The following is a 23722-nucleotide window of genomic DNA, read 5'->3' on the forward strand; positions in this document are numbered from 1 at the left end:
GCTAAGATGCGCAGACTTTCCACCCCTGGAGCCATTTCCATGTCCCGTGTAACCCTGAGCCGCTACCTGATCGAGCAGACTCGCAGTCACAACACCCCGGCCGACCTGCGCTTCCTCATCGAGGTGGTGGCGCGTGCCTGCAAGGAAATCAGCCATGCGGTATCCAAAGGCGCGCTGGGCGGGGTGCTCGGCAGCATGGGTACCGAGAACGTGCAGGGCGAGGTGCAGAAGAAGCTCGACGTGATGTCCAACGAGATCCTGCTGGAGGCCAACGAGTGGGGCGGCCACCTGGCCGGCATGGCCTCCGAGGAGATGGACAACGCCTACCAGATCCCCGGCAAGTACCCGAAGGGCGCCTACCTGCTGGTATTCGACCCGCTGGACGGCTCCAGCAACATCGACGTCAACGTCTCGGTCGGCACCATCTTCTCCGTGCTGCGCTGCCCGGACCAGTACCTGAGCCAGAACGACAGCCTCGACGAGCAGGCCTTCCTCCAGCCGGGCACCAGGCAGGTGGCCGCCGGCTACGCCATCTACGGCCCGCAGACCATGCTCATGCTGACCCTCGGCAACGGCGTCAAGGGCTTCACCCTGGACCGCGAGCTGGGCGGCTTCGTGCTCACCCACGACAATCTGCGCGTGCCGGAGACCACCGCCGAGTTCGCCATCAACATGTCCAACCAGCGCCACTGGGAGCCGCCGGTCCAGCGTTACGTGGACGAACTGCTGGCCGGCAAGACCGGCCCGCTGGACAAGAACTACAACATGCGCTGGATCGCCTCGATGGTCGCCGACGTGCACCGCATCCTCACCCGCGGCGGCATCTTCATGTACCCGCGCGACGCCCGCGAGCCGGAGAAGCCCGGCAAGCTGCGCCTGATGTACGAGGCCAACCCGATGTCCTTCATCATCGAGCAGGCCGGCGGCGCCGCGACCAACGGCACCCAGCGCATCCTCGACCTCCAGCCCGAGTCCCTGCACCAGCGGGTGGCAGTGTTCCTCGGCTCGAAGGACGAGGTCGAGCGCATCACCCGCTATCATCAGGAGTGATCTTTGCCGCTGCCGTCGCCGGTCGGTGACGGCAGCGCTCCCGTCGTGGCCGGGGCGGCATTTCGCGCCGGCTTCCACGAAACGCCGATGTCATCCAGGGCGCTATCATGTCAGGCTTGTCGTTTCTCCCTTGCCAGGATGTCCATCGATGTTGCGCCGTTTCGCCCTGCTGTCCTTTTTCCTCCTCTTGGCCGCCTGCAACGACCGGCTCAGCCAGGAGAACTATGCCAGGCTCAAGCCCGGCATGACCCGTCCCGAAGTCGAGCAACTGCTCGGCAAACCCACCGAGTGCTCCGGGGCCTTCGGCTTCTCCAGCTGCACCTGGGGTGACCAGCAGAAATTCATCAGCATCCAGTACGGCGGCGACAAGGTGCTGCTGTTCTCCGGGCAGGGCCTGCGGTGAAACCGGCCGGGCCGTGGCGTGCGCTCGGCCTGGCCGGGCTCGGCCTGCTGCTCGGCGGCTGCGCCTTCTGGGGACGCGAGCCGCCGGCCACCGCCGGTGCGCTGGACCTCGAACGCTACCAGGGCACCTGGTACGAGCAGGCGCGCCTGCCGGTACCGTTCCAGAGCCGCTGCCTGCAATCCGAGGCGCATTACCGCCTGCTGCCCTCCGGCGGGCTGGCGGTGCTCAATCGCTGTCGCACGGCCGCTGGCGAATGGCTGGAGGCCAGCGGCACGGCCAGTCCGCTGGACAGGGGCCGCACCGACCGGCTCTGGGTGCGTTTCCACAACGTCTTCGGCTACGGTTTCCCGGTGCTGGCCGAGGGCGACTACTGGGTGCTGTACGTCGACCCGGACTACCGTCTCGCCCTGGTCGGCAGCCCCGACCGCGAATTCCTCTGGATACTCTCCCGCGAAACCACCATCGCCCCGCAGGAGCGTGAGCGCCTGCTGAGGCTGGCCCGCGAGCGGGGCTACGACCTCGAACTGCTGATCTGGCGGCCCGAAGACGAAGAGCCTTCGGTCGTCGCCCCCTGACGCCGCCAGGAGTCCTCATGCCGTCCCTTCAGAACCTCTTCCGGCCGCTGCCCGACGCCTCGGCGGGCGAATGCTTCGACGACCTGCTCAGCCTGCCCGGCTGCCGGGTCGAGCGCATCGTCTCCCAGGGGCAGGCCAGCCCGCCGGGTTTCTGGTACGACCAGGACTGGGACGAGTGGGTGCTGCTGCTGGCCGGCAGCGCGCTGCTGCGTCTGGAGAGCGAGCCGCAGCCCGTCGCCCTGGCGGTGGGCGACCACCTGCTGATTCCGGCCGGCGAGCGCCATCGCGTCGAGGCCACCGATCCGGCCGGCCCGACGGTCTGGCTGGCGGTGCATGTACCGGGCGCTACGGCAGGCGGTTGACCTCCGGGAAGCGCGCGGCGAAGGCCTCGGGGATCGGCACCACCTTGCCGGCGCCATAGTCGAAGAACACGAAGCCGTACTTGGCCAGGGCGATCAGGGCGCCGTCGGCCGGGCGGCTGACGCGGAACACGATGTCGCCGCCGTACTTGTTGAAGTCCGCCAGGCCGACCTCGAAGCGCAGCCGGTCGCGGGCATGGGCCTCGGCCTTGTAGAGGGTGGCGAGGTCGGTGACGATGATCCCGGGGCCGCTGGTTTCGGCGCCGCTGTCGTCGATGCCGTGGGCGAACAGGAAGCGCGAGCGCGCTTCGGAGAGCATCGAGACCAGCGCGTCGTTGCCCAGGTGGCGGGCGCCGTTGATGTCGCTGCCGCGCACGCTCATCTCGGTGCGGTAGCAGAAGCAGTGTGCGGGAAATTCCAGGTGCAGTCGGGCCATGGAGTGTTCTCGGGTCGGTGGATGGGTATTCGTGTCTAGCGGGGGCGTCCCCGGCTGCTGCAGAAGCGCGCCAGGGCGATGATCTCGCGGCTGCGCGGCAGCGCAATGTCCAGCTTGGCGGCCAGCTCGAGCACGGCGTCGCCGATGGCGGCCAGCTCCAGCGGGCGTCCCCGCGCATGGTCCTGCAGCATCGAGGTGCGCACCGCGCCCATGGCGGCGCCGCGGGCGAGAAAGCCCGGCGGGTCGAGCTCGACCCGTGCGCCGTAGGCGGCGGCGAGCAGCAGCCCCTCGTGCAGCAGATCGCAGACCAGCTCGTGCAGGTCGGGGCTGCTATAGACCTCTTCCAGGGTGGCGCCGCTGATCACCGACAGCGGGTTGGAGGTGAGGTTGGCGATGAGCTTGGTCCACAGCGCATCGCGGATGCGTTCGCTGGCGCGGGCCTCGATGCCGGCCGCCTCGATCAGCGCGCGCAGGCGCTCCAGGCGCTCGCTCGGGCGGTTGTCCGGCTCGCCGAAGACCATCCGCAGCGGGTTGCTGGTCACGGCCACGCCGGGCGCCGGCGACTCGACGGTGATGAACGCCACGCAGCCGATCAGCTGCGGCGGGGCCAGGCGCGCGGCGAGCCGTCCGCCGGGGTCGACCGCCTCGACGTGCTGCCCGGCGAAGCGTCCGCGCTCGCCGAGGAAGTACCACCAGGGCACGCCGTTGATCACCGGCACCACCAGGGTGTCGGCGCCGAGCAGCGGCTCGATGGCCGGCAGCAGCGCCGGCAGGTCGTGGGACTTGGTGCAGAGAAACAGCAGGTCCTGCGCGCCGAGCTCCGCGCCGTGGTCGCTGGCCGTCACCCTGGCGCAGTGGCTGCCCTGCCGGTCGGTCAGGCGCACGCCGTCGCGGCGCAGCGCCTCCAGGGTCGCGCCGCGGGCCAGCAGGCTGACGGCCCGGCCGCTGCAGGCCAGGCGTGCGGCCAGCGTGCAGCCGATGGCGCCGGCGCCGGCGATGCCGATGCGCGGGAAAGAAGCCTCCATGTTCCCCTCCTGTGGCGACGGCGCTGCCCGGGGCAACGCCATGAGTCCGCCTTGCCTCAAGCGTAGCCGTCAGCGGCGCTGGGGGAGAAGCCCCTCTTCAGGCTATCGTGCCCCGGCTTCGCCCGAACGGCCGGCGCAGCCCCAGCGCGGCGAGCGCGCCCAGCGTGGCCAGCCCGGCGTCCTTCTGGGCGTCCCATTCGTCGCCCTGGGTGCCGAGGAAGGCCGTGCCCAGTTCCGGGCTGACGATCAGCGTCGCGAGCATTTCCAGCTGCTCGTAGAGGCTGCTCATGGCCATCACCAGGCACAGGGCGAGGCCGTCCAGCCAGAGCCCGCGCAGGCCGGCGCGGCGCGCCAGCAACTCGCGCAACGGGCAGGCCAGCAGCAGGCCGAAGGCGCCGTGCACCACCCGGTCGTAGGGATTGCGGCCGAGCCCCAGGCTGTCGCGCAGCCAGTCGCCCAGTGGCGTTTCCGCGTAGGTGTAGTGGGCGCCGTAGAGGTGCATCGCGATGAACAGGGTGAACAGCCAGTAGGCGCCGAGGGAAAAGGCGAAGCGCCGGTGGGTGGCGAGCAGCAGGCCGGCGAAGAAGAACACCAGCAGGTTTTCCAGCAGCCAGTCCGAGCGGCTCAGCGGCTCGATGGCCGCCCACAGCCAGACCAGGGCGAGCAGGCCGGACATCAGGGCCAGCTGGCGCGGTGCTGTGTTCATCGACGGGCTCCTGCGGCGGGCGGGGCGGCCGAGCCGAGGCCGCCGGCGCTGCCGTGCAGGCTGGACAGGGCGTCGCGGATGCCGAGTTGGGCGATGTGCACGGCTGTTTTTCCCGGGCGGCCGTCGAAGCGACGCCTGGGATCAACCTTAGGCAGGGGCACGGCGCTCCGCAAAAGGCGTAGCGGCTGCCGGGAAATTTCGGCCGATCCGGCGCATACCCGCGCCCTTTTCGAGGCTATGATGCCGGCTACCCCGGGACGGATGGTCCTGTTCAGCCTTGGAGCAGAGCATGCAAACCTTGTATCCAGAGATCAAACCCTACGCCCGTTACCAGCTGGCGGTGGACCATCCCCATGAGCTGTATGTCGATGAGAGCGGCTCGCCGGACGGTCTGCCGGTGGTGTTCATCCACGGCGGTCCGGGCGCGGGCTGCGACAGCATGAGCCGGCGCTTCTTCGATCCCAACCTGTACCGCATCGTCACCTTCGACCAGCGCGGCTGCGGGCGCTCGACGCCCTACGCGAGCCTGGAGAACAACACCACCTGGGATCTGGTGGCGGACCTGGAGCGCATCCGTGAGCACCTGGGCATCGAGCAGTGGGTGCTGTTCGGCGGCTCCTGGGGCTCGACCCTGGCGCTGGCCTACGCCCAGACCCATCCGGAGCGGGTGATGGCGCTGATCCTGCGCGGGATCTTCCTGTGCCGTCCGCAGGACTTCCACTGGTTCTACCAGGAGGGCGCCAGCCGGCTGTTCCCGGACTACTGGCAGGACTACCTGGCGCCGATCCCGGTGGAGGAGCGCGGCGAGATGATGCAGGCCTACTACAAGCGCCTCACCGGGAGCGACGAGATCGCCCAGATGCAGGCGGCCAAGGCCTGGTCGGCCTGGGAGGGGCGCACCGCCACCCTGCGGCCGAATCCGGACGTGGTCGAGCGTTTCCACGAGCATGCCCTGTCGATCGCCCGCATCGAGTGCCACTACTTCGTCAACGATGCCTTCCTGGAGCCCGGCCAGCTGCTGCGCGACATGCCGAAGATCGCCCACCTGCCCGGGGTGATCGTGCATGGCCGCTACGATGCGGTCTGTCCGCTGGACAACGCCTGGGCGCTGCACCGCGCCTGGCCGAACAGCGAGCTGCAGATCGTCCGCGACGCCGGTCACGCGGCCGGCGAGCCGGGCATCACCGATGCCCTGGTGCGCGCCGCCGACGAGCTGGCCCAGCGTCTGCTCGGCGTGTCGCCCGAGGAGGCCTGATGAAGGCGCTGATCCAGCGGGTCGCGGCGGCCCGGGTGACGGTCGGCGGCGATACGCTCGGCGCCATCGGCCCGGGTCTGCTGGCGCTGGTCGGCATCGAACCGCAGGATGATGGGCAAAGCGTCGAGCGGATGCTGCACAGGCTGCTCAACTACCGGGTGTTCGCCGACGCCGAGGGGCGCATGAACCTGTCCCTGGCCCAGGTCGGCGGCGGCCTGCTGCTGGTCTCGCAGTTCACCCTCGCCGCCGATACCAGCAGTGGCCTGCGCCCGAGCTTCTCCAGTGCCGCGCCGCCGGCCCAGGGCCAGGCGCTGTTCGAGGCGCTGCTGGCGCTGGCCCGCGAGCGCCACCCGCAGGTCGCCAGCGGGCGCTTCGGCGCCCACATGCAGGTCGAACTGGTCAACGACGGCCCAGTGACCTTCCTGCTCGAGGCCTGAGTTCGCTCGCCGGCTCCAGACCGTTGTCCTCCAGCCACTCCAGGGCGTACTCGCGCAGCCGCCGCTGGCGGTAGAGGTGCCAGGCCTCGCGCATCCGCGGGAAGTGCTCCAGACCGTAGTCGAAGGTGCGCAGCGGCCGGCGCCCGCTCAGGGCGCGGCTGAGCAGCGGGTGCGCATGCGGGTCGGGCTGGGTGTAGAGGAACTCCTCGCGCATCGCCAGGCTCTTCGCGCCGGCGAGGGGCTCGATGGGCAGGTAGCGCTCGGGCTGTACGTGGTACTTCTCGGCGCTGCCCGGCAGCGGCGCCGCGGGGCCGACCGCGAGGATCTCGCCGGTGTCCAGGTCCAGGTAGTGATCGACGGCTTCGTCGCCTTCCAGGGCATTTTCCAGTCGCTCGAGGTCGATGGTCAGGGGAAGCATGGCGATCTCCGGCTGAGGGGGACGAAACCTCAGCTTAACGGTTGCCGGGCCGGGGGCGGCAAGGCCCGACGGGCGGCCGGCCACGCCGGTGTCTGTCTGTAGTTGCAGTTGCGCTCCTTCGCCTGATTTCGCCTTGCCCGGCCATCGCTCGCAACGTTTGCGCACAGCTTTCCCGGGTGCGCGTCCCGCACTTCGCCCGCGCCGCGATGATCCACCGCTTCGGCTACCTCAAGTACTCGCTGGCGCTGGTGTTCATCGGCGGGAAGATCTCCCAGCCGGTGATCCTCGGGCTGCGGCTCGGCGGAGTGCTGGTTTCCCTGGCGAAGACGGCCCGCTAACGGGCTGTCGGAACGGTATTTCTGCAAGGCGCTCAGGCTGTGCGTTCGCCTGCCGGGCAGACAAGCGGTTGCAGCAAGGCGGAACTCATCTCCTGGCACCCTGGTCCCACTCCCTACTGTCCGGTGCTGTCCTTGCAGGCAGCGTCTTCGTTTTTGTACTGGATAACAGGAGGATTCGTGGCTTTTCGCGCTGTTCTATCTGCATCACGCAACCACTGTTTGCATGGCCTGGTGTTGGCCGGGGCTCTCATCCTGACGCTGGAGCCCGCCCCGGTCTGGGCCTTCGGCTTCGACGACGTGGCCGAGAAGGCAAAGGGCCTGGCCGCGGAAAAGTTCGTCGCTCCCGCCAGCAACCTGCCTGCCGAGTTCGGCGAGATGAAGTTCGCCGACTACCAGCAGATCCGCTTCCGCCAGGACAAGGCCTACTGGTCGGACAAGAAGACGCCCTTCAAGCTGAGCTTTTACCACCAGGGCATGCACTTCAATACGCCGGTGAAGATTAACGAAGTCGCCGGCAACAGGGTCGCGGAAATCCCCTATGACCCCACGCGCTTCGACTTCGGCGGCCTGAAATTCGATCGCAACGCCACCAAGAATCTCGGCTACGCCGGCTTCCGCGTGCTCTATCCGATCAACGGTGCGGGCAAGCGCGACGAGATCACCACCTTCCTCGGCGCCAGCTATTTCCGCGTGGTCGGCAAGGGCCAGGCCTACGGCCTGTCCGCCCGTGGCCTGGCGATCGACACGGCGCAGCCGGCGGGCGAGGAATTTCCGCGCTTTCGCGAGTTCTGGATCGAGCAGCCGAAACCGCAGGACAAGCATCTGACGATCTTCGCCCTGCTCGACTCGCCGCGCGCCACCGGCGCCTACCGCTTCGTGCTGCACCCGGGCCGCGACGCGGTGGTCGACGTCCAGTCGCGGTTGTTCCTGCGCGACAAGGTCGGCAAGCTGGGCCTGGCGCCGCTGACCAGCATGTTCCTGTTCGGCGGCAACCAGCCTCCCGCACAGCCCAACTACCGTCCGGAGCTGCACGACTCCAGCGGTCTGCAGATCCATGCCGGCGATGACGAATGGATCTGGCGCCCGCTGAACAATCCGAAGCACCTGTCGGTGAGCAGCTACCGCGTGGAGAACCCGAAGGGCTTCGGCCTGCTGCAGCGCGGCCGCGAGTTCTCGCGCTACGAGGACCTGGACGACCGCTACGACCTGCGCCCGAGCGCCTGGGTCGAGCCGCAGGGCGACTGGGGCCCGGGCAGCGTGGAGCTGGTCGAGATCCCCACCCCGGACGAGACCAACGACAACATCGTCGCCTTCTGGAGTCCGGCCAGCCAGCCGGAGCCGGGCCAGCCGCTGGACCTGAGCTACCGCCTGCACTGGACCCGCGACGAGCCGGGGCTGCACGACCGGGATTCGGCCTGGGTCGAGCAGACCCTGCGCGCGGCGGGCGACGTGAAGCAGAAGAACCTGATCCGCCAGCCGGACGGCAGCACGGCGCTGGTGGTCGACTTCGAGGGGCCGGCGCTGAAGAAGCTGCCGCCGGATGCGCCGCTCGCCCCCCAGATCGGCGTCGACGGCAACGCCGAGGTGAAGGAGAACAGCCTGCGCTACAACCCGGCCACCAAGGGCTGGCGCCTGATGCTGCGGGTCAGTGTCAAGGACCCGAAGAAGCCGACGGAGATGCGCGTCGCGCTGGTCAACGGCAAGAAAACCCTCACCGAAACCTGGAGCTACCAGTTGCCCGCCAATGAATAATCCGACGCCCACCGAAGCTCTGCTGGCCGAATATCTCGAACATCTGCCGCTTGAGTCGCGGGAGCGCGAATGCCTGGCCGAGGCCGGCTCGCTCGCCGAACTGCACCGGCGGCTTGCCGGGGAGGTTCCGGCAGAGGTCGGCGATCCCGCCCTGGCCTCGGCCGCCCGGCGCCTGGAGCTGGGCGGCAGCGGCGAGCCGGACGAGGCCGGCAGGCCAGGCAGGGATGCCTGCGGCCGTCCCTGTCTGGAGGCGGCACCGCCGATCCGGCGCACCAGGGTCATCCCCGAGCCCTGGCGTACCAACCTGCTGGTGCGTGCCTGGCGCCGGCTCACCGGTCGCCGGAGCCCGCCCAGGCCGACCCGCGACCTGCCCAAGGCGCACTGGCAGCGGGTCGGCTCGCTGCGCCGGCTCATCCTGCTGCTGCTGATGCTGGGCCAGACCAGTCTGGCCACCTGGTACATGAAGGATATCCTGCCCTATCAGGGCTGGGCCTTCGTCGATCTCGCGGAGATCAGCCGGCAGAGCTGGCAGCAGAGCCTGCAGCAGGTATTGCCGTATGTCCTCCAGTTCGGCGTGCTGTCGCTCTTCACCATCCTCTTCTGCTGGGTCTCGGCCGGCTTCTGGACCGCCCTGATGGGCTTCTGGGAACTGCTCACCGGGCGCGACCGCTACCGCATCTCCGGCAGCAGCGTGAGCGACGAGCCGATCGCTGCCGAAGCGCGCACGGCCATCGTCATGCCGATCTGCAACGAGGACGTGGCACGGGTGTTCGCCGGCCTGCGGGCGACCTACGAGTCGCTGGCCGCCAGCGGCGAACTGGAGCGCTTCGACTTCTTCGTCCTCAGCGACAGCGGCTCGGCGGACATCGCCGCCACCGAGCAGCAGGCCTGGCTCGAGCTGTGCCGCGAGACCGGCGGCTCCGGACGCATCTTCTACCGCCGCCGGCGGCGCCGGGTGAAGCGCAAGAGCGGCAACATCGACGACTTCTGCCGACGCTGGGGCAGCCAGTACCGCTACATGGTGGTGATGGACGCCGACAGCGTGATGAGCGGCGAGTGCCTGACCAAGCTGGTGCGGCTGATGGAGGCCAACCCCGCGGCAGGGATCATCCAGACCGCGCCCAAGGCTTCGGGCATGGACACCCTCTACGCACGCATGCAGCAGTTCGCCACCCGCGTCTACGGCCCGCTGTTTACGGCCGGCCTGCACTTCTGGCAGCTCGGCGAGTCGCACTACTGGGGCCACAACGCGATCATCCGCATCAAGCCGTTCATCGAGCACTGCGCGCTGGCACCGCTGTCGGGCAAGGGGGCGTTCGCCGGGGCGATCCTTTCCCACGACTTCGTCGAGGCGGCGCTGATGCGCCGCGCCGGCTGGGGCGTGTGGATCGCCTACGACCTGCCGGGCAGCTACGAGGAGCTGCCGCCGAACCTGCTCGACGAGCTCAAGCGCGACCGCCGCTGGTGCCACGGCAACCTGATGAACTTCCGCCTGTTTCTGGTCAAGGGCATGCATCCGGTACACCGCGCGGTGTTTCTCACCGGGGTGATGTCCTACCTGTCGGCACCGCTGTGGTTCGCCTTCCTGGTGCTCTCCACCGCACTGCTGGCGGTGCATCAGTTGATGGAGCCGCAGTACTTCATGGCGCCAAGGCAGCTCTTTCCGATCTGGCCGCAATGGCACCCGGAACGTGCCATCGCGCTGTTCTCCACCACCCTGACCCTGCTGTTCCTGCCCAAGCTGCTCAGCGTGATCCTGATCTGGGCGAAGGGGGCCAGGGCCTATGGGGGCGTGTTCAAGGTGGCCTTGAGCATGCTGCTGGAGATGTTCTTCTCGATGCTGGTGGCGCCTGTACGCATGCTTTTTCACACCCGCTTCGTGATCGCCGCCTTCCTCGGCTGGTCGGTGCAATGGAAGTCGCCACAGCGCGACGACGATGCCACTACCTGGCGCGAGGCATTGCGTCGGCATGGCGGGCAGACCCTGCTCGGCATCGCCTGGGCGCTGCTGGTGGCCTGGCTGAACCCACGCTTCCTCTGGTGGCTGTCACCGATCCTGGGCTCACTGATACTGTCCATCCCGGTATCGGTGGTCACTAGCTGGGTCACATGGGGGCTGTGCTCGCGCCGTGGCAAGCTGTTTCTCATTCCCGAGGAGTATGCCCCCCCGCAGGAGTTGCGCGACACCGACGAGTACACCCTGGCGAACCGGCGGCGGGCGCTCGATGAGGGCTTCATCCGGGCAGCCGTCGATCCGCAGTTCAACGCCCTGGCCTGCGCCATGGGCACGGCGCGACACGGCACGGCCGGGGTGATCGAGACGCGGCGCCGCGAACGTGTGGAGCAGGCGCTGGCCGCCGGGCCGGAAGGGCTCGATGGCGAGACGCGTCTGGCCTTGCTGAGCGACCCGGTGGCCCTGTCGCGCCTGCACCTGCAGCTGTGGGAGGAGGGCCGGGAGAACTGGCTGGGGCCGTGGCGGCATGCTCGGAGTGTCCGGTGCCGCAGCCACGCGACCGGCGAGGCCACGCCGGAAGCCGCTGGAGTGCTGCTGGCGAGGTAGGGGCGGGCGCGCACCCATGACGCGGCTGCCGCGCGCCAGACTTGAGCGGCGCCTTGGTCGGGCGCCGGGTTTTTCCCGGTACTGTTGCTTCCTGCCAACCCTGGAAAATGCCAGCGGCTCCTATCCTGCCCGGCCGGACTTGCCGCCCGTCGCCTTTTCCATCGCCTTTTGAAGGATTTGGACAAGAATAGCTAACTATATGAATCTAAAGGAAAATCCGCTTATTTGCGGCTTTCCCTGCGCCCTGAGTTTTCTCTATTTTTTTCAATAGGTTAGAGTTGCCGGCCGACAGCCCCGTCCATTCCTCCTTTCAGCCATGCCCGAGCCTTGCGCAATGACGTCGATGATCGCTTCATGCCGCGGCCTGCTGCTGGTCGGTTCCGCCTGCCTGGCGCTGGGCGTCGCCCCAGCCTGGGGGCTCGGCTTCGACGAGGTGGCCGAGCGGGCGAGGCGCCTGGCCGGTGAGCCCTATGCCGCGCCGGTCAGCAACCTGCCGGCCGAATTCGCCAACATGGCCTTCGCCGACCACCAGCAGATCCGCTTCCGTGCCGAAAAGGCCTACTGGGCCGACGAGAAGACCCGCTTCAAGCTGGGCTTCCACCATCAGGGCATGCACTTCGCCACGCCGGTGCGCATCAACGAGGTGGTGGACGGCGATGTCCGGGAAATCGGCTACGATCCCGCGCGCTTCGATTTCGGCGCCCTGCGCGTCGATCCCAGGGTGGTGGAGCAGCTCGGCTACGCCGGCTTTCGCGTGCTCTATCCGATCAACCGGGCGGACAAGCAGGACGAGGTCGCCAGCTTCCTCGGCGCCAGCTATTTCCGGGTGGTCGGCCAGGGCCAGGTGTTCGGCCTTTCCGCCCGTGGCCTGGCGCTCGACACCGCGCTGCCCTCGGGCGAGGAGTTCCCGCGCTTTCGCGAGTTCTGGATCGAGCGCCCGAAACCGCAGGACCACCACCTGACGATCTTCGCCCTGCTCGACTCGCCGCGCGCCAGCGGCGCCTACCAGATGGTCCTGCATCCGGGCGGGGATACCCGCATGGACATCAAGGCCCGCCTCTACCTGCGCGGGCCTGTCGGCCGGCTGGGCCTGGCGCCGCTGACCAGCATGTTCCTGTTCGGCGACAACCAGCCGTCGCCGCAGGTCAACTTCCGTCCGAAGATCCACGACTCCAGCGGCCTCTTGATCCATGACGGCAATGGCGACTGGGTCTGGCGCCCGCTGCAGAACCCGCAGCAGCTGACGGTGACTCCCTACAGTCTGGAGAACCCGCGGGGCTTCGGTCTGCTGCAGCGCGGCCGCGAGTTCTCCGATTACGAGGACCTGGACGACCGCTACGACCTGCGCCCGAGCGCCTGGGTCGAGCCGCTGGGCCAGTGGGGACAGGGCAGCGTGGAGCTGGTGGAGATTCCCAGCCCGGACGAGACCAACGACAATATCGTCGCCTTCTGGCAACCGAAGGCCATGCCCAGGCCCGGTGAGCCGCTGGATTTCGCCTACCGGCTGCACTGGACCCGGAACGAGGCGGAACTGCACCCCGGAAGGGCGGCCTGGGTCCGGCAGACCCTGCGCTCGCGCGGGGAACTCCGGCGGCGCAATCTGGTCCGCCAGGCCGACGGCAGCACCCTGCTGCTGGTGGACTTCGAGGGGCCGGCGCTGCAGGCTCTGGCGCCGGATACGCCGCTCGCCAGCCAGGTCAGCGTCGATCACAACGGCGAATTGTTGGAGAACAGCCTGCGCTACCACCCGGCCATCCGGGGCTGGCGCCTCACCCTGCGTTTGAAAGTCAAGGACCCGCAGCGGCCGGTGGAGATGTACGCCGCACTGGTCAAGGGCGACCGACGCCTGACCGAAATCTGGAGCTACCAGTTGCATGCCAAAGAATAAACCGATTTCCCTCCGGGGCCCGCTGGACGAGTATCTGCGCCATCTGCCGCTGGCCGCGGCCGAGCGCGAGCGTCTGGCCGATGCCGGCTCGCTCGCCGAACTGCACCGCCGGCTGGCCGGAGCCCCGGCGGCTGCCGGCGATGCCGGCCTGGACTCGGCCGCCCGGCGCCTGGCCGGGGAGTACGGCGATGAGCTGGCGGCAGCCGGGGCGCTCGCTACGGACGCCGCCGGGAGGACCTGCCTGGCGGCCGCACCGCCGATCCGCCGCACCCCGGTCGTTCCCGAGCCCTGGGGGCTCAACCTGCTGCGCCGCGCCTGGCTCCGGCTCACCGGCCGTGCCGTCGCGCCGCCGCCGCCGCGCGACCTGCCGCCGGCGAGCTGGCAGCGGGTCGCCTCGCTGCGTCGGCTGGTCCTGCTGCTGCTGATGCTGGGGCCGACCGCCCTGGCCACCTGGTACATGCGCGATATCCTGCCGTGCTGCGACTGGTCCTTCTCCGAGTTCGCCCAGTTCGTCGAGGGGGGCCCGCCCAGCCCCTGGCACAGCCTGGGCACGGCGTTGCCCTATCTGCTCGAGGGCGGCGTGCTCGGCCTCTTCGCGCTGCTCTTCGGCTGGCTGTCCGCCGGCTTCTGGACGGCGGTGATGGGCTTCTGGGAGCTGCTGCGCGGGCGCGGCCGCCATTTCATTTCCGCCACCGGCCTCGGCTCGGCGCCGATTCCCGCCGAAGTGCGCACGGCCATCGTCATGCCGATCTGCAACGAGGACGTGGCGCGCGCCTTCGCCGGCCTGCGGGCGACCTACGAATCGCTGGCCGCCAGCGGCGAGCAGGCGCGCTTCGACTTCTTCATCCTCAGCGACAGCAGCTCGGCCGACATCGCTGCCGCCGAGCAGCAGGCCTGGCTCGAACTGTGCCGCGAGACCGGCGGCTTCGGACGCATCTTCTACCGCCGGCGGCGGCGGCGGGTGAAGCGCAAGAGCGGCAACATCGACGACTTCTGCCGGCGCTGGGGCAGCCAGTACCGCTACATGGTGGTGATGGACGCCGACAGCGTGATGAGCGGCGACTGCCTGACCGCCCTGGTGCGTCTCATGGAGGCCAATCCCGAGGCCGGGATCATCCAGACCGCGCCGAAGGCCTCGGGCCGCGACACCCTCTACGCGCGCATGCAGCAGTTCGCCACCCGCGTCTACGGCCCGCTGCTGACCGCCGGCATGCACTTCTGGCAGCTCGGCGAGTCGCACTACTGGGGACACAACGCGATCATCCGCATGCAGCCGTTCATCGAGCACTGCGCGCTGGCGCCGCTGCCGGGGCGCGGGGTGTTCGCCGGGGCGATCCTCTCCCACGACTTCGTCGAGGCCGCGCTGATGCGCCGCGCCGGCTGGGGCGTGTGGGTCGCCCACGACCTGCCGGGCAGCTACGAGGAGCTGCCGCCGAACCTGCTCGACGAGCTCAAGCGCGACCGCCGCTGGTGCCACGGCAACCTGATGAACTTCCGCCTGTTCCTGGTCCGCGGCATACATCCGGTACATCGCGCGGTGTTTCTCACCGGGGTGATGTCCTACCTGTCGGCACCGCTGTGGTTCGCCTTCCTGCTGCTCTCCACCGCGCTGATGGCGGCGCACCACCTGCTGATGCCGCAGGATGCCGCCAGTGCCTCGGGGCCGTTCCCGGTCTGGATGCCCTGGTATCCCCAGGAGGCCATGCTGCTGTTCTACAGCACCCTGGCGATGCTGCTGCTGCCCAAGCTGCTCAGCCTGGCGCTGGTTTGGGTCAAGGGCGCCGACGCCTATGGTGGGGTGATCCGGGTGACCCTGAGCGTGCTGCTGGAGATGGGCTGCTCCATCCTGCTGACGCCGGTGCGGATGTTCTTCCACAGCTGCTTCGTGGTCGGCGCCTTCCTCGGCCGCTCGGTGCAGTGGAAGTCGCCGCGCCGCGACGACGGCTCCACCTCCTGGGCCGAGGCGCTGCGCCGGCATGGCGTACAGACCCTGCTCGGGCTCGTCTGGGCACTGCTGGTGGCCTGGCTGAACCCGCGCTTCCTCTGGTGGCTGGCGCCGATCGTCGGCGCCCTGATGTTGTCCATTCCGGTGTCGGTGATTTCCAGCCGGGTCGGTTTGGGCCGGGGTCTGCGCGCGCTGAAGCTGTTCCTGATCCCCGAGGAGCACGACGCCCCGGCCGAGCTGCGCGCCACCGAGCGCTACACCCGGGAGAACCGCCGGCGCGCGAAGGACGGCGCCTTCGTGCGGGCGGTGGTCGATCCGCTGGGCAATGCCCTGGCCTGCGCCATGGCCACGGCACGCCACGGCCAGTCGCTGGCGATCGAGCGGCTGCGCGCGGAGCGCGTGACCCATGCCCTGGCCGTCGGCCCCGAGCGGCTCGACGAGCGGGCACGGCTGGCCCTGCTCGGCGATCCGGTGATCCTGGCGCGCCTGCACCGGCAGCTGTGGGAGGAGGGCTGGGAGAACTGGCTGGCGCCCTGGCGGCGCTCGCTGGGCGGCCTGTACCGCAGCAGCGGCCGGCCCCAGGCCGCGCCGAGCAGCGAGGCGAAACCGGCGGCCGACGGGGTGCTGCTGGCCGGCTAGGGGGAGCGGCGGGCGCTCCTGCGCCCGCCACGGCCCGTCCCTACGGGTTGCGCGGCAACGCGGCTCGCGGAGAGTAGTGTTAACAGGCCCTAGAACAGACGCGCGAGCAGCGCGGTCACCGCGGTTTCCACGCGCAGGATGCGCTCGCCCAGCTGCACCGGGGCGAGGCCGGCGGCCTGCAGCTTGTCCACCTCGTAGGGAATCCAGCCGCCCTCCGGGCCGATGGCCAGGGTCACCGGTCGTTCGACGGCGCGCGGGCAGGGCGGGAAGTCGCCGGGATGGCCGAGCAGGCCGAGGGTGCCGGCGGCGAGCTGCGGCAGGCGGTCCTCGACGAAGGGCTTGAAGCGCTTTTCGATCAGCACTTCCGGCAGCACGGTGTCGCGCGCCTGCTCCAGGCCGAGGATCAGCTGTTCGCGGATCGCTGCGGGCTCGAGGAGGGGGGTCTGCCAGAAGCTCTTCTCCACCCGGTAGCTGTTGAGCAGCACCAGCCGCGGCACGCCCATGGCGGCGACGGTCTGCAGCACGCGCCTGAGCATCTTCGGCCGTGGCAGGGCGAGCAGCAGGGTCAGCGGCAGCTTGGCCGGCGGTTCCCGGTCGAAGGCTACCTGCAGTTCGGCCTCCGCCGCCTCCAGGCGCAGCAGTCGGCCTTCGCCCATGGCCCCGCCCAGACGGCCGATGCGCAGGCCGTCGCCGGCCTCGGCGCGATGCACTTCCTGCAGGTGGCGCAGGCGGCGGTCGCGCAGGATCGCCCGGTCGGCGGCGACGAAGTCGGCGTCGTCGAGCAGCAGCAGGTTCACGGTTGCGACGGGCCGTCGGAGGCGGCCGGCTCCTCGCGGTGGCGGATGCGCGCGCCGAAGAACACGCCGATCTCGAACAGCAGCCACATGGGCACGGCGAGCAGGGTCTGGGAGAACACGTCTGGCGGGGTGAGGAGCATGCCGACCACGAAGCAGCCGACGATCACGTAGGGGCGACTGTTGCGCAGGCTTGCCACGTCGACGATGCCCACCCAGATCAGCAGGAAGGTCGCCACCGGCACCTCGAAGGCCACGCCGAAGGCGAAGAACAGGGTGAGCACGAAGTCCAGGTACTGGCCGATGTCGGTCATCATCGCCACGCCTTCCGGGGTCACGCTGGCGAAGAAGCCGAACATGATCGGGAAGACCACGAAGTAGGCGAAGGCCATGCCGGCATAGAAGAGCAGCACGCTGGAGGCCATCAGCGGCACGGCGATGCGTTTCTCGTGCTGGTACAGCCCCGGCGCGATGAAGCCCCAGACCTGGTGGAGGACCACCGGCATGGCGAGGAACAGCGAAACCATCAGGGTCAGCTTGAACGGCGCGAGGAACGGCGAGGCCACGCCGGTAGCGATCATGGTCGCGCCTTCCGGCAGGTAGGCGCGCAGGGGCGCCGAGACCAGGGCGTAGATGTCCTGGGCGAAGTAGAAGAGTGCGGCGAAGATCAGCAGCACTGCCGCCACGCTGCGCAGCAGGCGCGAGCGCAGCTCGGTCAGGTGCGCGACCAGGGGCATGTCCTGGTCGCTGTCCGGTCGGGCTGTCATGGGCTGGGCGTCTTGTCGGAGTGGGCGGCAGGGGAGGCCGGCTGAGGGGGCGTCGCAGGGCTGGCCGCGGTCTCGTCCGGCGCGCTCGGCGCCGGCGGCTGCAGGCTCTGCTTCATCTCCCGCTCCAGCTCGAGGATTCGCTCGTTATGCAGCTGGCGGCGAATCTCGTCGGCGCCGATCTCGCGCTCCACTTCCGTCTTGAGGGTATTGAAGCTGCGTTTCAGGCGGCCGATCCACAGCCCGGCCATGCGCGCGGCGACCGGCAGGCGCTCGGGGCCGAGTACCAGCAGGGCGACCAGGCCGACCAGCAGGAGTTCGCTGAAGCCGATGTCGAACATGCTCAGTCTTTCCTGGCCGGTTCCTCGACCTTGCGGGCCTGGGCCTCGATGGTCTGGCCTTTCTGCTCTTCGACGGGCGGCGCCTTGTTCTCCTCGTTATCCATCGACTTGCGGAAGCCCTTGATAGCATCACCCAGGTCCGAGCCAAGGCTCTTCAGGCGCTTGGTGCCGAACAGCATGACGACGATGAGCAGGATGATCAGAAGTTGCCAGATGCTGATACCGCCAAAACCCATGATGGTTCGCTCCGTAAAGACGTGAAGAAATTGCTGTGTCCCGGCCGTGCTCAGGACTTCGGCCGTGCGGCCTTTTCCGCATGCCCGGACAGGCCGAAGCGCCGCTCCAGTTCGTCGAGCACGGCCTGGGGATGCTGGCCGAGGGCGGCGAGCATGACCAAGCTGTGGAACCAGAGGTCGGCGGTCTCGTAGATCAGCTCGCTGCAGTCGCCGCTGGCGGCGGCGTCCTTGGCGGCGAGGATGGTTTCCACCGACTCCTCGCCGACCTTCTCGAGGATCTTGTTCAGACCCTTGTGGTACAGGCTGGCCACGTAGGAGCTGTCCGGGGCGGCGTTCTTGCGCGCCTCGAGCACTTCGGCCAGCTGGTTGAGGGTGTCACTCATGACGGTGTCCTGCATGGTAGATGGCGTCGGGGTCCTTGAGGATCGGCTCGACGACCTTCCAGGCGCCGTCTTCGAAAACGCGGTAGAAGCAGCTTTCACGGCCGGTGTGGCAGGCGATGCCGCCGAGCTGCTCGACCTGCAGGACGATCACGTCGGCGTCGCAGTCCAGGCGCACTTCGTGCACCTTCTGCACGTGGCCCGATTCCTCGCCTTTGCGCCAGAGCTTACCACGCGAGCGTGACCAGTAGATGGCGCGATTTTCCCGGACGGTCAGGGCCAGGGACTCGCGGTTCATCCAGGCCATCATCAGGATGCGCCCGGTCTTGTGATCCTGGGCGATGGCTGGTACCAGGCCATCGGCGTTCCAGTGAATCTCGTCCAGCCAGTCTTTCATATCCACTCCGTTGCGACGTGCGGGCGTCGCGACAACCGGGTCAGTCGGGGAAGCGCTGGCGGCGTACCAGCAGGTAGAGGCCGCTGGCGAGCATCAGCCAGCCCGGCCAGGCGTCCGCGGTGTTCAGCGGCGCCCGGCTGGCGAGCAGCACGCCGCCGGCCAGCAGGGCGGCGCCGAGCAGGCGCAGGATGTGCCGGTCGCGGGGCGGCGGGGCGCCGTGCGCCGGCCGGGCCATGCCTTCCAGTGCCGCGCGGGTCATCTGCGCCAGATGCGGCAGCTGTTCGAGCTGGCCCTGCAGGTTGTCGAGCATGGCCTTCGGGCTCATGCGCTTGCGCATCCAGCGCTCGAGGAAGGGCTTGGCGGTGGTCCACAGGTCCAGCTCCGGATAGAGCTGGCGGCCGAGCCCCTCGATGTTGAGCAGGGTCTTCTGCAGCAGCACCAGCTGCGGCTGGACCTCCATGTTGAAGCGCCGGGCGGTCTGGAACAGGCGCAGCAGCAGCTGGCCGAAGGAGATGTCCTTCAGCGGCTTCTCGAAGATCGGCTCGCAGACGGTGCGGATCGCCGCCTCGAATTCGTTGACCTGGGTGTCGGCCGGCACCCAGCCGGAGTCGATGTGCAGCTGCGCGACCTTGCGGTAGTCGCGCTTGAAGAAGGCCAGCAGGTTGCGCGCCAGGTAGTCCTGGTCCTGCGGCGTCAGGCTGCCGACGATGCCGCAGTCGATGGCGATGTACTGCGGATCCCAGGGCTGGCGGGTGCTGACGAAGATGTTGCCGGGATGCATGTCGGCATGGAAGAAGCTGTCGCGGAACACCTGGGTGAAGAAGATCTCCACGCCGCGCTCGGCGAGCAGCTTGAGGTCGGTGCCCTGATCGACGAGGGCGGACAGGTCGGTCACCGGCACGCCGTAGATGCGCTCCATCACCAGCACCTTGGGCCGGCACCACTCCCAGTGCACCTGCGGCACGTAGAGCAGCGGCGAGCGCTCGAAATTGCGCTTGAGCTGGCTGGCGTTGGCCGCCTCGCGGAGCAGGTCGAGCTCGTCGTAGATGGTCTTCTCGTAGTCGCCGACCACGTCCACCAGATGCAGGCGGCGGGCTTCGGTGGAGGCGCCCTCGGCCATCCGGGCGAACAGGTAGAGCCAGGCCAGGTCCTGGCGGATCACCGCCCTGAGGCCCGGGCGGACCACCTTGACCACCACCTCCTCGCCGCTCTTCAGCTGCGCCGCATGCACCTGGGCGACCGAGGCCGAGGCCAGCGGCTCGCTGTCGAAGCGGGCGAACACCTCGTCGACCCGGGCGCCGAGCTGTTCCTCGATCAGCGCCACGGACTGCTGCGGATCGAAGGGCGGCACGCGGTCCTGCAGCCAGACCAGCTCGTCGGCGATGTCCGGCGGCAGCAGATCGCGGCGGGTCGAGAGGATCTGCCCGAACTTGATGAAGATCGGCCCGAGGTCCTGCAGCGCGAGGCGCAGCCGGACGCCGCGCGGCTGGTCGCTCGGCGCGCGGGGAAACCAGCGCCACGGCAGGCAGTAGCCGAGCGCACGCAGCCACCAGGGCAGCAGTGGCAGGTCGAACAGCAGGTCGTCGAGGCGATAGCGGACGACGACGCTTTGGATGCGCAGCAGGCGGCGGACGGCGAGGAGCTTCATGCGTTGTCGCGGGGTTCCTGTGGGTGGGCGAGGCGGGCAAGGCGCGCCTCGAGGCGGTCCAGGACCAGCCTGAGGTCGTCGACTTCGGCGAAGCGGGCCTCGGCTTCGTGGCGGCCGACCAGGGTGCTCGACTCTTCGCCGAGGTAGTCGGCCAGGTCCTGGCGCAGGCTGGCCAGGCTCTGGCCGCTCCAGCGCGTGGCGTGCTGCAGGCTGCCGGCGAACAGCTGGGTGGCCACCGGGCCGAGCCAGCGCGACAGTTCGTATTCCCAGTCCAGCTCGAGATCCTCGAGGATCCCGGCGAGCGCCAGCAGGCTGGCACTGTCGCCTTCCAGGCGAACCTCGGGACTGTGCAGGATGGCGGTCTTCTGCCGGCTGGCGGCCAGGCGCAGCAGGCTCGCGGCGGGCGCGTGCAGGGTGCAGTCGGCCTCGCCCTGCCAGTGGCTGGCCAGACGCAGGCCGTCGGCGTTCGGCAGGATATGGAGGGTCAGCTCGGGCGCCGTGCAGCGCACCGCAATCACGCGGCCGCCCAGGCGCGCCAGGCGCGGCTGGGCGGTCCCGTCCAGGCGCAGCAGGCGGTTGAGTGCGTGCTCCGCACTCGCGAGCAGGGCCGTGCCGAGCATCAGGGCTTGAGACCGCGGTGCAGGGCGACGATGCCGCCGGTCATGTTGTGGTAGGTGACGCGCTCGAAGCCGGCCTCGACCATCATGCCCTTGAGGGTTTCCTGGTTCGGGTGCATGCGGATCGACTCGGCCAGGTAGCGGTAGCTGTCGGCGTCGTTGGTGATCAGCTTGCCGGCCAGCGGCATGAAGGCGAAGGAGTAGGCGTCGTAGGCCTTGCCGAGCAGGGCGTTGGACGGTTTGGAGAACTCCAGCACCAGCAGGCGGCCGCCCGGCTTCAGCACCCGCAGCATGGAGCGCAGGGCATCTTCCTTGTGGGTGACGTTGCGCAGGCCGAAGGCGATGGTGACCACGTCGAAGTGGTTGTCGGGAAACGGCAGCTTCTCGGCGTCGGCCTGGACGAAGCGCACGTTGCCGGCCACGCCCTTGTCGAGCAGGCGGTCGCGGCCGACCTTGAGCATCGAGGAGTTGATGTCGGCCAGCACCACTTCGCCGCTCTCGCCGACCAGGCGGGAGAACTGCCGGGTCAGGTCGCCGGTGCCGCCGGCGATGTCCAGCACCCGGTTGCCCCGGCGCACGCCGGACAGCTCGATGGTGAAGCGCTTCCACAGGCGGTGCAGGCCGCCGGAGAGCACGTCGTTCATCAGGTCGTACTTGGCTGCCACCGAGTGGAACACCTCGGCGACCTTCTGCGCCTTCTGGCTTTCCGGGACGTTCTGGTAACCGAAATGGGTGGTGGGTTCGGCCTCGCGGCCCTTGCGCGGATCGTTCATGTCGCTGGCACCGGAAAAATGTGCCGGCCATTCTAGGGGGTGTTGACGTTTTGGCATAGGCTCACGCCAAAACGTCAACACCCCCTGCTGCCTGCATCCATGCAGTCGAGGCGCCGAAGCCGGCGCGGGACGGCCGCGGCCCGCCTCAGAGCATCAGCCGGACCACCGACTCGTCCGGGTCGCGGGACTTGCCGGCGCGTTCCAGTTCGGCCAGGTACTCGACCCACAGGCGGTCGTGGTCGCGGGCCAGCTGGTAGAGATAGTCCCAGCTGTAGAGGCCGCTGTCGTGGCCGTCGTCGAAGATCAGCTTGAGGGCGTACTGGCCGACCGGCTCGACGCCGCTCAGGCCGACGCCGAGCTTGCCGTGCTGCAGCACGGGATTGCCGTGGCCGCGCACTTCCGCCGAGGGCGAGTACACGCGGAGGAACTCGGCGTCGAGGCGGTACTGCTCGTCGGGACCGTAGTGCAGCTCGAGGGTCTTCGAGGCCTTGTGCAGCTTGATGGCGGTGGGCAGGCGCATCGGTGGAACTCCGCAGGGTGAGGCGGCGAGCTGCAGGGTGGAAAGCGCTGCGCGGTTTTCCACCCTGCGACGGCGGGGATCGCTTACAGGATATAGCGCGACAGATCCTCGTCCTGGGCCAGTTCGCCGAGGTGGCTGTTGACGTAGGCGGCGTCGATCACGATCGGCCGGCCGCTGTGATCGGCGGCCAGGTCGGCGGCGCTGAAGGAAACCTCCTCCAGCAGGCGTTCGAGCAGGGTATGCAGGCGGCGCGCGCCGATGTTCTCGGTCTTCTCGTTGACCTGCCAGGCGATCTCGGCGATGCGCTTGATGCCATCCGCGGTGAATTCGATGTCCAGCCCTTCGGTCTTCAGCAGTTCGCTGTACTGTTCGGTCAGGGAGGCGTGGGGCTCGGTGAGGATGCGCTCGAAGTCCTCCGGAGTCAGCGCCTTGAGTTCGACGCGGATCGGCAGACGGCCCTGCAGCTCCGGCACCAGGTCGCTGGGCTTGGCGAGGTGGAAGGCGCCGGAGGCGATGAACAGGATGTGGTCGGTCTTGACCATGCCCAGCTTGGTGTTCACCGTGCAGCCCTCGATCAGCGGCAGCAGGTCGCGCTGCACGCCCTCGCGGGAGACATCGGCGCCGCCGACGTTGGCACGCTTGGCCACCTTGTCGATCTCGTCGATGAAGACGATGCCATTCTGCTCGACCGCCTCCAGGGCGCGGGCCTTCAGCTCCTCCTCGTTGACCAGGCGGGCTGCCTCCTCGTCGCGGACCAGCTTGAGCGCATCCTTGACCTTCAGCTTGTGGGTCTTCTTCTTGCCCTTGCCCATGCTGGAGAACAGGTTCTGCAGCTGGCTGGTCATCTCCTCCATGCCGGGCGGGGCCATGATCTCCACGCCGCCGGGCGCTTCGGTGATCTCGATGTCGATTTCCTTGTCGTCCAGCTGGCCCTCGCGCAGGCGCTTGCGGAACAGCTGGCGGGTGTTGGAGTCCTCGCGCGTCACCGGCTCGTCGCCGAACCCCTGGCGTGCCGGCGGCAGCAGGGCGTCGAGGATGCGCTCCTCGGCGGCGTCCTCGGCGCGGAAGCGCATCTTGTTCACCTCCTGCTCGCGCAGCATCTTCAGCGCGGCATCGGCCAGATCGCGGACGATCGACTCGACGTCGCGGCCGACGTAGCCGACCTCGGTGAACTTGGTCGCCTCGACCTTGATGAAGGGCGCGTTGGCCAGCTTGGCCAGGCGGCGGGCGATCTCGGTCTTGCCGACACCGGTCGGGCCGATCATCAGGATGTTCTTCGGCGTCACCTCGGCGCGCAGCTCGGCCGGCAGCTGCATGCGCCGCCAGCGGTTGCGCAGGGCGATGGCGACGGCGCGCTTGGCGTCGTCCTGGCCGACGATGTGGCGGTTGAGTTCGTGGACGATTTCGCGGGGCGTCATGGACATGGGTAGGGCTCGCTTCATGCGGAGGGCGTCGGGTCTGGGACC

Annotated in this window: 25 protein-coding genes and 1 pseudogene; 11 read left to right on the plus strand and 15 right to left on the minus strand. The window is 68.8% G+C overall.

Annotated features, from left to right (window positions below; all coding sequences use genetic code 11):
- Positions 1-39: 39 nt before the first annotated feature.
- The 4 genes from ACG10_RS03250 to ACG10_RS03265 all read left to right on the plus strand — a co-directional run bounded on the left by ACG10_RS03250 (position 40) and on the right by ACG10_RS03265 (position 2390).
- Positions 40-1050, plus strand: coding sequence for a class 1 fructose-bisphosphatase (locus ACG10_RS03250; protein WP_089167107.1), 1011 nt, complete (start codon positions 40-42; stop codon positions 1048-1050).
- Between the two features lie 148 nt (positions 1051-1198).
- Complete coding sequence (gene bamE, locus ACG10_RS03255; RefSeq protein ID WP_039801782.1) at positions 1199-1453, plus strand: outer membrane protein assembly factor BamE domain-containing protein; 255 nt, start codon at positions 1199-1201, stop codon at positions 1451-1453.
- Positions 1450-2028, plus strand: coding sequence for a lipocalin family protein (locus ACG10_RS03260; RefSeq protein ID WP_039801784.1), 579 nt, complete (start codon positions 1450-1452; stop codon positions 2026-2028). The genes bamE and ACG10_RS03260 overlap by 4 nt, the downstream gene beginning before the upstream one ends.
- A gap of 17 nt (positions 2029-2045) precedes the next feature.
- The gene (locus ACG10_RS03265; protein ID WP_089167108.1) at positions 2046-2390 is read left to right on the plus strand and encodes a cupin domain-containing protein; all 345 of its coding nucleotides are present in this window, start codon (positions 2046-2048) and stop codon (positions 2388-2390) included.
- Here ACG10_RS03265 and ACG10_RS03270 read toward each other — a convergent pair.
- The 3 genes from ACG10_RS03270 to ACG10_RS03280 all read right to left on the minus strand — a co-directional run bounded on the left by ACG10_RS03270 (position 2374) and on the right by ACG10_RS03280 (position 4554).
- Positions 2374-2823: a thioesterase family protein gene (locus ACG10_RS03270; protein ID WP_198319007.1), complete on the minus strand. Its 450-nt coding sequence runs from the start codon at positions 2821-2823 to the stop codon at positions 2374-2376. The two genes, ACG10_RS03265 and ACG10_RS03270, sit on opposite strands and share 17 nt — an antisense overlap.
- Before the next feature lie 35 nt (positions 2824-2858).
- Entirely contained in the window at positions 2859-3848 is a 990-nt protein-coding gene (locus ACG10_RS03275; RefSeq protein WP_089167109.1) for a ketopantoate reductase family protein, read from the minus strand.
- Positions 3849-3945: 97 nt separating this feature from the next.
- A complete protein-coding gene (locus tag ACG10_RS03280) occupies positions 3946-4554 on the minus strand; it encodes a DUF2238 domain-containing protein (RefSeq protein WP_089167110.1) in 609 nt (202 codons plus the stop codon).
- Between the two features lie 289 nt (positions 4555-4843).
- Between ACG10_RS03280 and pip the strand changes: the two genes are divergently transcribed.
- Both pip and dtd read left to right on the plus strand, forming a co-directional pair.
- Positions 4844-5809 carry a prolyl aminopeptidase gene (pip, locus tag ACG10_RS03285; protein WP_089167111.1) on the plus strand — a complete coding sequence of 322 codons (966 nt, stop codon included), beginning with the start codon at positions 4844-4846 and terminating at the stop codon, positions 5807-5809.
- The gene (gene dtd, locus ACG10_RS03290) at positions 5809-6246 is read left to right on the plus strand and encodes a D-aminoacyl-tRNA deacylase (RefSeq protein ID WP_089167112.1); all 438 of its coding nucleotides are present in this window, start codon (positions 5809-5811) and stop codon (positions 6244-6246) included. The genes pip and dtd overlap by 1 nt, the downstream gene beginning before the upstream one ends.
- Here dtd and ACG10_RS03295 read toward each other — a convergent pair.
- Positions 6209-6664 carry a UPF0158 family protein gene (locus ACG10_RS03295; RefSeq protein ID WP_039801800.1) on the minus strand — a complete coding sequence of 152 codons (456 nt, stop codon included), beginning with the start codon at positions 6662-6664 and terminating at the stop codon, positions 6209-6211. The genes dtd and ACG10_RS03295 overlap by 38 nt on opposite strands.
- 176 nt (positions 6665-6840) lie before the next feature.
- Between ACG10_RS03295 and ACG10_RS23530 the strand changes: the two are divergent.
- The 5 genes and pseudogenes from ACG10_RS23530 to mdoH (ACG10_RS03315) all read left to right on the plus strand — a co-directional run.
- Positions 6841-7002 (plus strand): annotated as a pseudogene (locus tag ACG10_RS23530) (TerC family protein); the annotation flags it as partial.
- Between the two features lie 177 nt (positions 7003-7179).
- Positions 7180-8754 (plus strand): glucan biosynthesis protein G, encoded by a 1575-nt coding sequence (locus tag ACG10_RS03300; RefSeq protein WP_269768808.1) that lies wholly within the window; start codon positions 7180-7182, stop codon positions 8752-8754.
- The gene (gene mdoH, locus ACG10_RS03305) at positions 8747-11314 is read left to right on the plus strand and encodes a glucans biosynthesis glucosyltransferase MdoH (protein WP_089167113.1); all 2568 of its coding nucleotides are present in this window, start codon (positions 8747-8749) and stop codon (positions 11312-11314) included. Before ACG10_RS03300 ends, mdoH (ACG10_RS03305) begins: the two co-directional genes overlap by 8 nt.
- Before the next feature lie 334 nt (positions 11315-11648).
- Complete coding sequence (locus ACG10_RS03310) at positions 11649-13202, plus strand: glucan biosynthesis protein G (RefSeq protein WP_089167114.1); 1554 nt, start codon at positions 11649-11651, stop codon at positions 13200-13202.
- Entirely contained in the window at positions 13189-15786 is a 2598-nt protein-coding gene (gene mdoH, locus ACG10_RS03315) for a glucans biosynthesis glucosyltransferase MdoH (protein WP_089167115.1), read from the plus strand. Before ACG10_RS03310 ends, mdoH (ACG10_RS03315) begins: the two co-directional genes overlap by 14 nt.
- 89 nt (positions 15787-15875) lie before the next feature.
- On the opposite strand, the gene ACG10_RS03320 is transcribed toward mdoH (ACG10_RS03315), so the two are convergent.
- From ACG10_RS03320 to hslU, 11 genes are all read right to left on the minus strand, one after another.
- Positions 15876-16583 carry a 16S rRNA (uracil(1498)-N(3))-methyltransferase gene (locus ACG10_RS03320; protein ID WP_089167116.1) on the minus strand — a complete coding sequence of 236 codons (708 nt, stop codon included), beginning with the start codon at positions 16581-16583 and terminating at the stop codon, positions 15876-15878.
- Complete coding sequence (gene tatC, locus ACG10_RS03325; RefSeq protein ID WP_089167117.1) at positions 16580-17347, minus strand: twin-arginine translocase subunit TatC; 768 nt, start codon at positions 17345-17347, stop codon at positions 16580-16582. The genes ACG10_RS03320 and tatC overlap by 4 nt, the downstream gene beginning before the upstream one ends.
- Positions 17344-17685 (minus strand): Sec-independent protein translocase protein TatB, encoded by a 342-nt coding sequence (tatB, locus tag ACG10_RS03330; RefSeq protein WP_039801819.1) that lies wholly within the window; start codon positions 17683-17685, stop codon positions 17344-17346. Before tatB ends, tatC begins: the two co-directional genes overlap by 4 nt.
- A 2-nt stretch (positions 17686-17687) precedes the next feature.
- A complete protein-coding gene (gene tatA / locus ACG10_RS03335; RefSeq protein ID WP_039801821.1) occupies positions 17688-17921 on the minus strand; it encodes a twin-arginine translocase TatA/TatE family subunit in 234 nt (77 codons plus the stop codon).
- A gap of 50 nt (positions 17922-17971) precedes the next feature.
- Positions 17972-18304 (minus strand): phosphoribosyl-ATP diphosphatase, encoded by a 333-nt coding sequence (locus ACG10_RS03340; protein WP_039801825.1) that lies wholly within the window; start codon positions 18302-18304, stop codon positions 17972-17974.
- Positions 18297-18698 (minus strand): phosphoribosyl-AMP cyclohydrolase, encoded by a 402-nt coding sequence (gene hisI / locus ACG10_RS03345; RefSeq protein ID WP_089167118.1) that lies wholly within the window; start codon positions 18696-18698, stop codon positions 18297-18299. Before hisI ends, ACG10_RS03340 begins: the two co-directional genes overlap by 8 nt.
- 40 nt (positions 18699-18738) lie before the next feature.
- Entirely contained in the window at positions 18739-20346 is a 1608-nt protein-coding gene (gene ubiB / locus ACG10_RS03350; RefSeq protein WP_089167119.1) for a ubiquinone biosynthesis regulatory protein kinase UbiB, read from the minus strand.
- Complete coding sequence (locus ACG10_RS03355) at positions 20343-20966, minus strand: ubiquinone biosynthesis accessory factor UbiJ (RefSeq protein ID WP_089167120.1); 624 nt, start codon at positions 20964-20966, stop codon at positions 20343-20345. Before ACG10_RS03355 ends, ubiB begins: the two co-directional genes overlap by 4 nt.
- Positions 20966-21736, minus strand: a complete 771-nt coding sequence (gene ubiE / locus ACG10_RS03360; RefSeq protein ID WP_089167121.1) for a bifunctional demethylmenaquinone methyltransferase/2-methoxy-6-polyprenyl-1,4-benzoquinol methylase UbiE — start codon at positions 21734-21736, stop codon at positions 20966-20968. The genes ACG10_RS03355 and ubiE overlap by 1 nt, the downstream gene beginning before the upstream one ends.
- A 145-nt stretch (positions 21737-21881) precedes the next feature.
- Entirely contained in the window at positions 21882-22256 is a 375-nt protein-coding gene (locus tag ACG10_RS03365) for a gamma-butyrobetaine hydroxylase-like domain-containing protein (RefSeq protein ID WP_089167122.1), read from the minus strand.
- Between the two features lie 83 nt (positions 22257-22339).
- Complete coding sequence (gene hslU / locus ACG10_RS03370) at positions 22340-23680, minus strand: ATP-dependent protease ATPase subunit HslU (RefSeq protein ID WP_039801838.1); 1341 nt, start codon at positions 23678-23680, stop codon at positions 22340-22342.
- Positions 23681-23722 lie beyond the last annotated feature (42 nt).

It is taken from the genome of Azotobacter chroococcum (assembly GCF_002220155.1).
Classification (GTDB): Bacteria; Pseudomonadota; Gammaproteobacteria; order Pseudomonadales; family Pseudomonadaceae; genus Azotobacter; species Azotobacter chroococcum.

Coding starts and splice junctions, on each gene's coding strand:
- ACG10_RS03250 (WP_089167107.1), top strand. CDS start 40: ATGTCCCGTGTAACCCTGAGCCGCTACCTGATCGAGCAGACTCGCAGT.
- bamE (WP_039801782.1), top strand. CDS start 1,199: ATGTTGCGCCGTTTCGCCCTGCTGTCCTTTTTCCTCCTCTTGGCCGCC.
- ACG10_RS03265 (WP_089167108.1), top strand. CDS start 2,046: ATGCCGTCCCTTCAGAACCTCTTCCGGCCGCTGCCCGACGCCTCGGCG.
- ACG10_RS03270 (WP_198319007.1), bottom strand. CDS start 2,823: ATGGCCCGACTGCACCTGGAATTTCCCGCACACTGCTTCTGCTACCGC.
- ACG10_RS03275 (WP_089167109.1), bottom strand. CDS start 3,848: ATGGAGGCTTCTTTCCCGCGCATCGGCATCGCCGGCGCCGGCGCCATC.
- ACG10_RS03280 (WP_089167110.1), bottom strand. CDS start 4,554: ATGAACACAGCACCGCGCCAGCTGGCCCTGATGTCCGGCCTGCTCGCC.
- pip (WP_089167111.1), top strand. CDS start 4,844: ATGCAAACCTTGTATCCAGAGATCAAACCCTACGCCCGTTACCAGCTG.
- dtd (WP_089167112.1), top strand. CDS start 5,809: ATGAAGGCGCTGATCCAGCGGGTCGCGGCGGCCCGGGTGACGGTCGGC.
- ACG10_RS03295 (WP_039801800.1), bottom strand. CDS start 6,664: ATGCTTCCCCTGACCATCGACCTCGAGCGACTGGAAAATGCCCTGGAA.
- mdoH (WP_089167113.1), top strand. CDS start 8,747: ATGAATAATCCGACGCCCACCGAAGCTCTGCTGGCCGAATATCTCGAA.
- ACG10_RS03310 (WP_089167114.1), top strand. CDS start 11,649: ATGACGTCGATGATCGCTTCATGCCGCGGCCTGCTGCTGGTCGGTTCC.
- mdoH (WP_089167115.1), top strand. CDS start 13,189: ATGCCAAAGAATAAACCGATTTCCCTCCGGGGCCCGCTGGACGAGTAT.
- tatC (WP_089167117.1), bottom strand. CDS start 17,347: ATGACAGCCCGACCGGACAGCGACCAGGACATGCCCCTGGTCGCGCAC.
- tatB (WP_039801819.1), bottom strand. CDS start 17,685: ATGTTCGACATCGGCTTCAGCGAACTCCTGCTGGTCGGCCTGGTCGCC.
- tatA (WP_039801821.1), bottom strand. CDS start 17,921: ATGGGTTTTGGCGGTATCAGCATCTGGCAACTTCTGATCATCCTGCTC.
- ACG10_RS03340 (WP_039801825.1), bottom strand. CDS start 18,304: ATGAGTGACACCCTCAACCAGCTGGCCGAAGTGCTCGAGGCGCGCAAG.
- hisI (WP_089167118.1), bottom strand. CDS start 18,698: ATGAAAGACTGGCTGGACGAGATTCACTGGAACGCCGATGGCCTGGTA.
- ubiB (WP_089167119.1), bottom strand. CDS start 20,346: ATGAAGCTCCTCGCCGTCCGCCGCCTGCTGCGCATCCAAAGCGTCGTC.
- ACG10_RS03355 (WP_089167120.1), bottom strand. CDS start 20,966: ATGCTCGGCACGGCCCTGCTCGCGAGTGCGGAGCACGCACTCAACCGC.
- ubiE (WP_089167121.1), bottom strand. CDS start 21,736: ATGAACGATCCGCGCAAGGGCCGCGAGGCCGAACCCACCACCCATTTC.
- ACG10_RS03365 (WP_089167122.1), bottom strand. CDS start 22,256: ATGCGCCTGCCCACCGCCATCAAGCTGCACAAGGCCTCGAAGACCCTC.
- hslU (WP_039801838.1), bottom strand. CDS start 23,680: ATGTCCATGACGCCCCGCGAAATCGTCCACGAACTCAACCGCCACATC.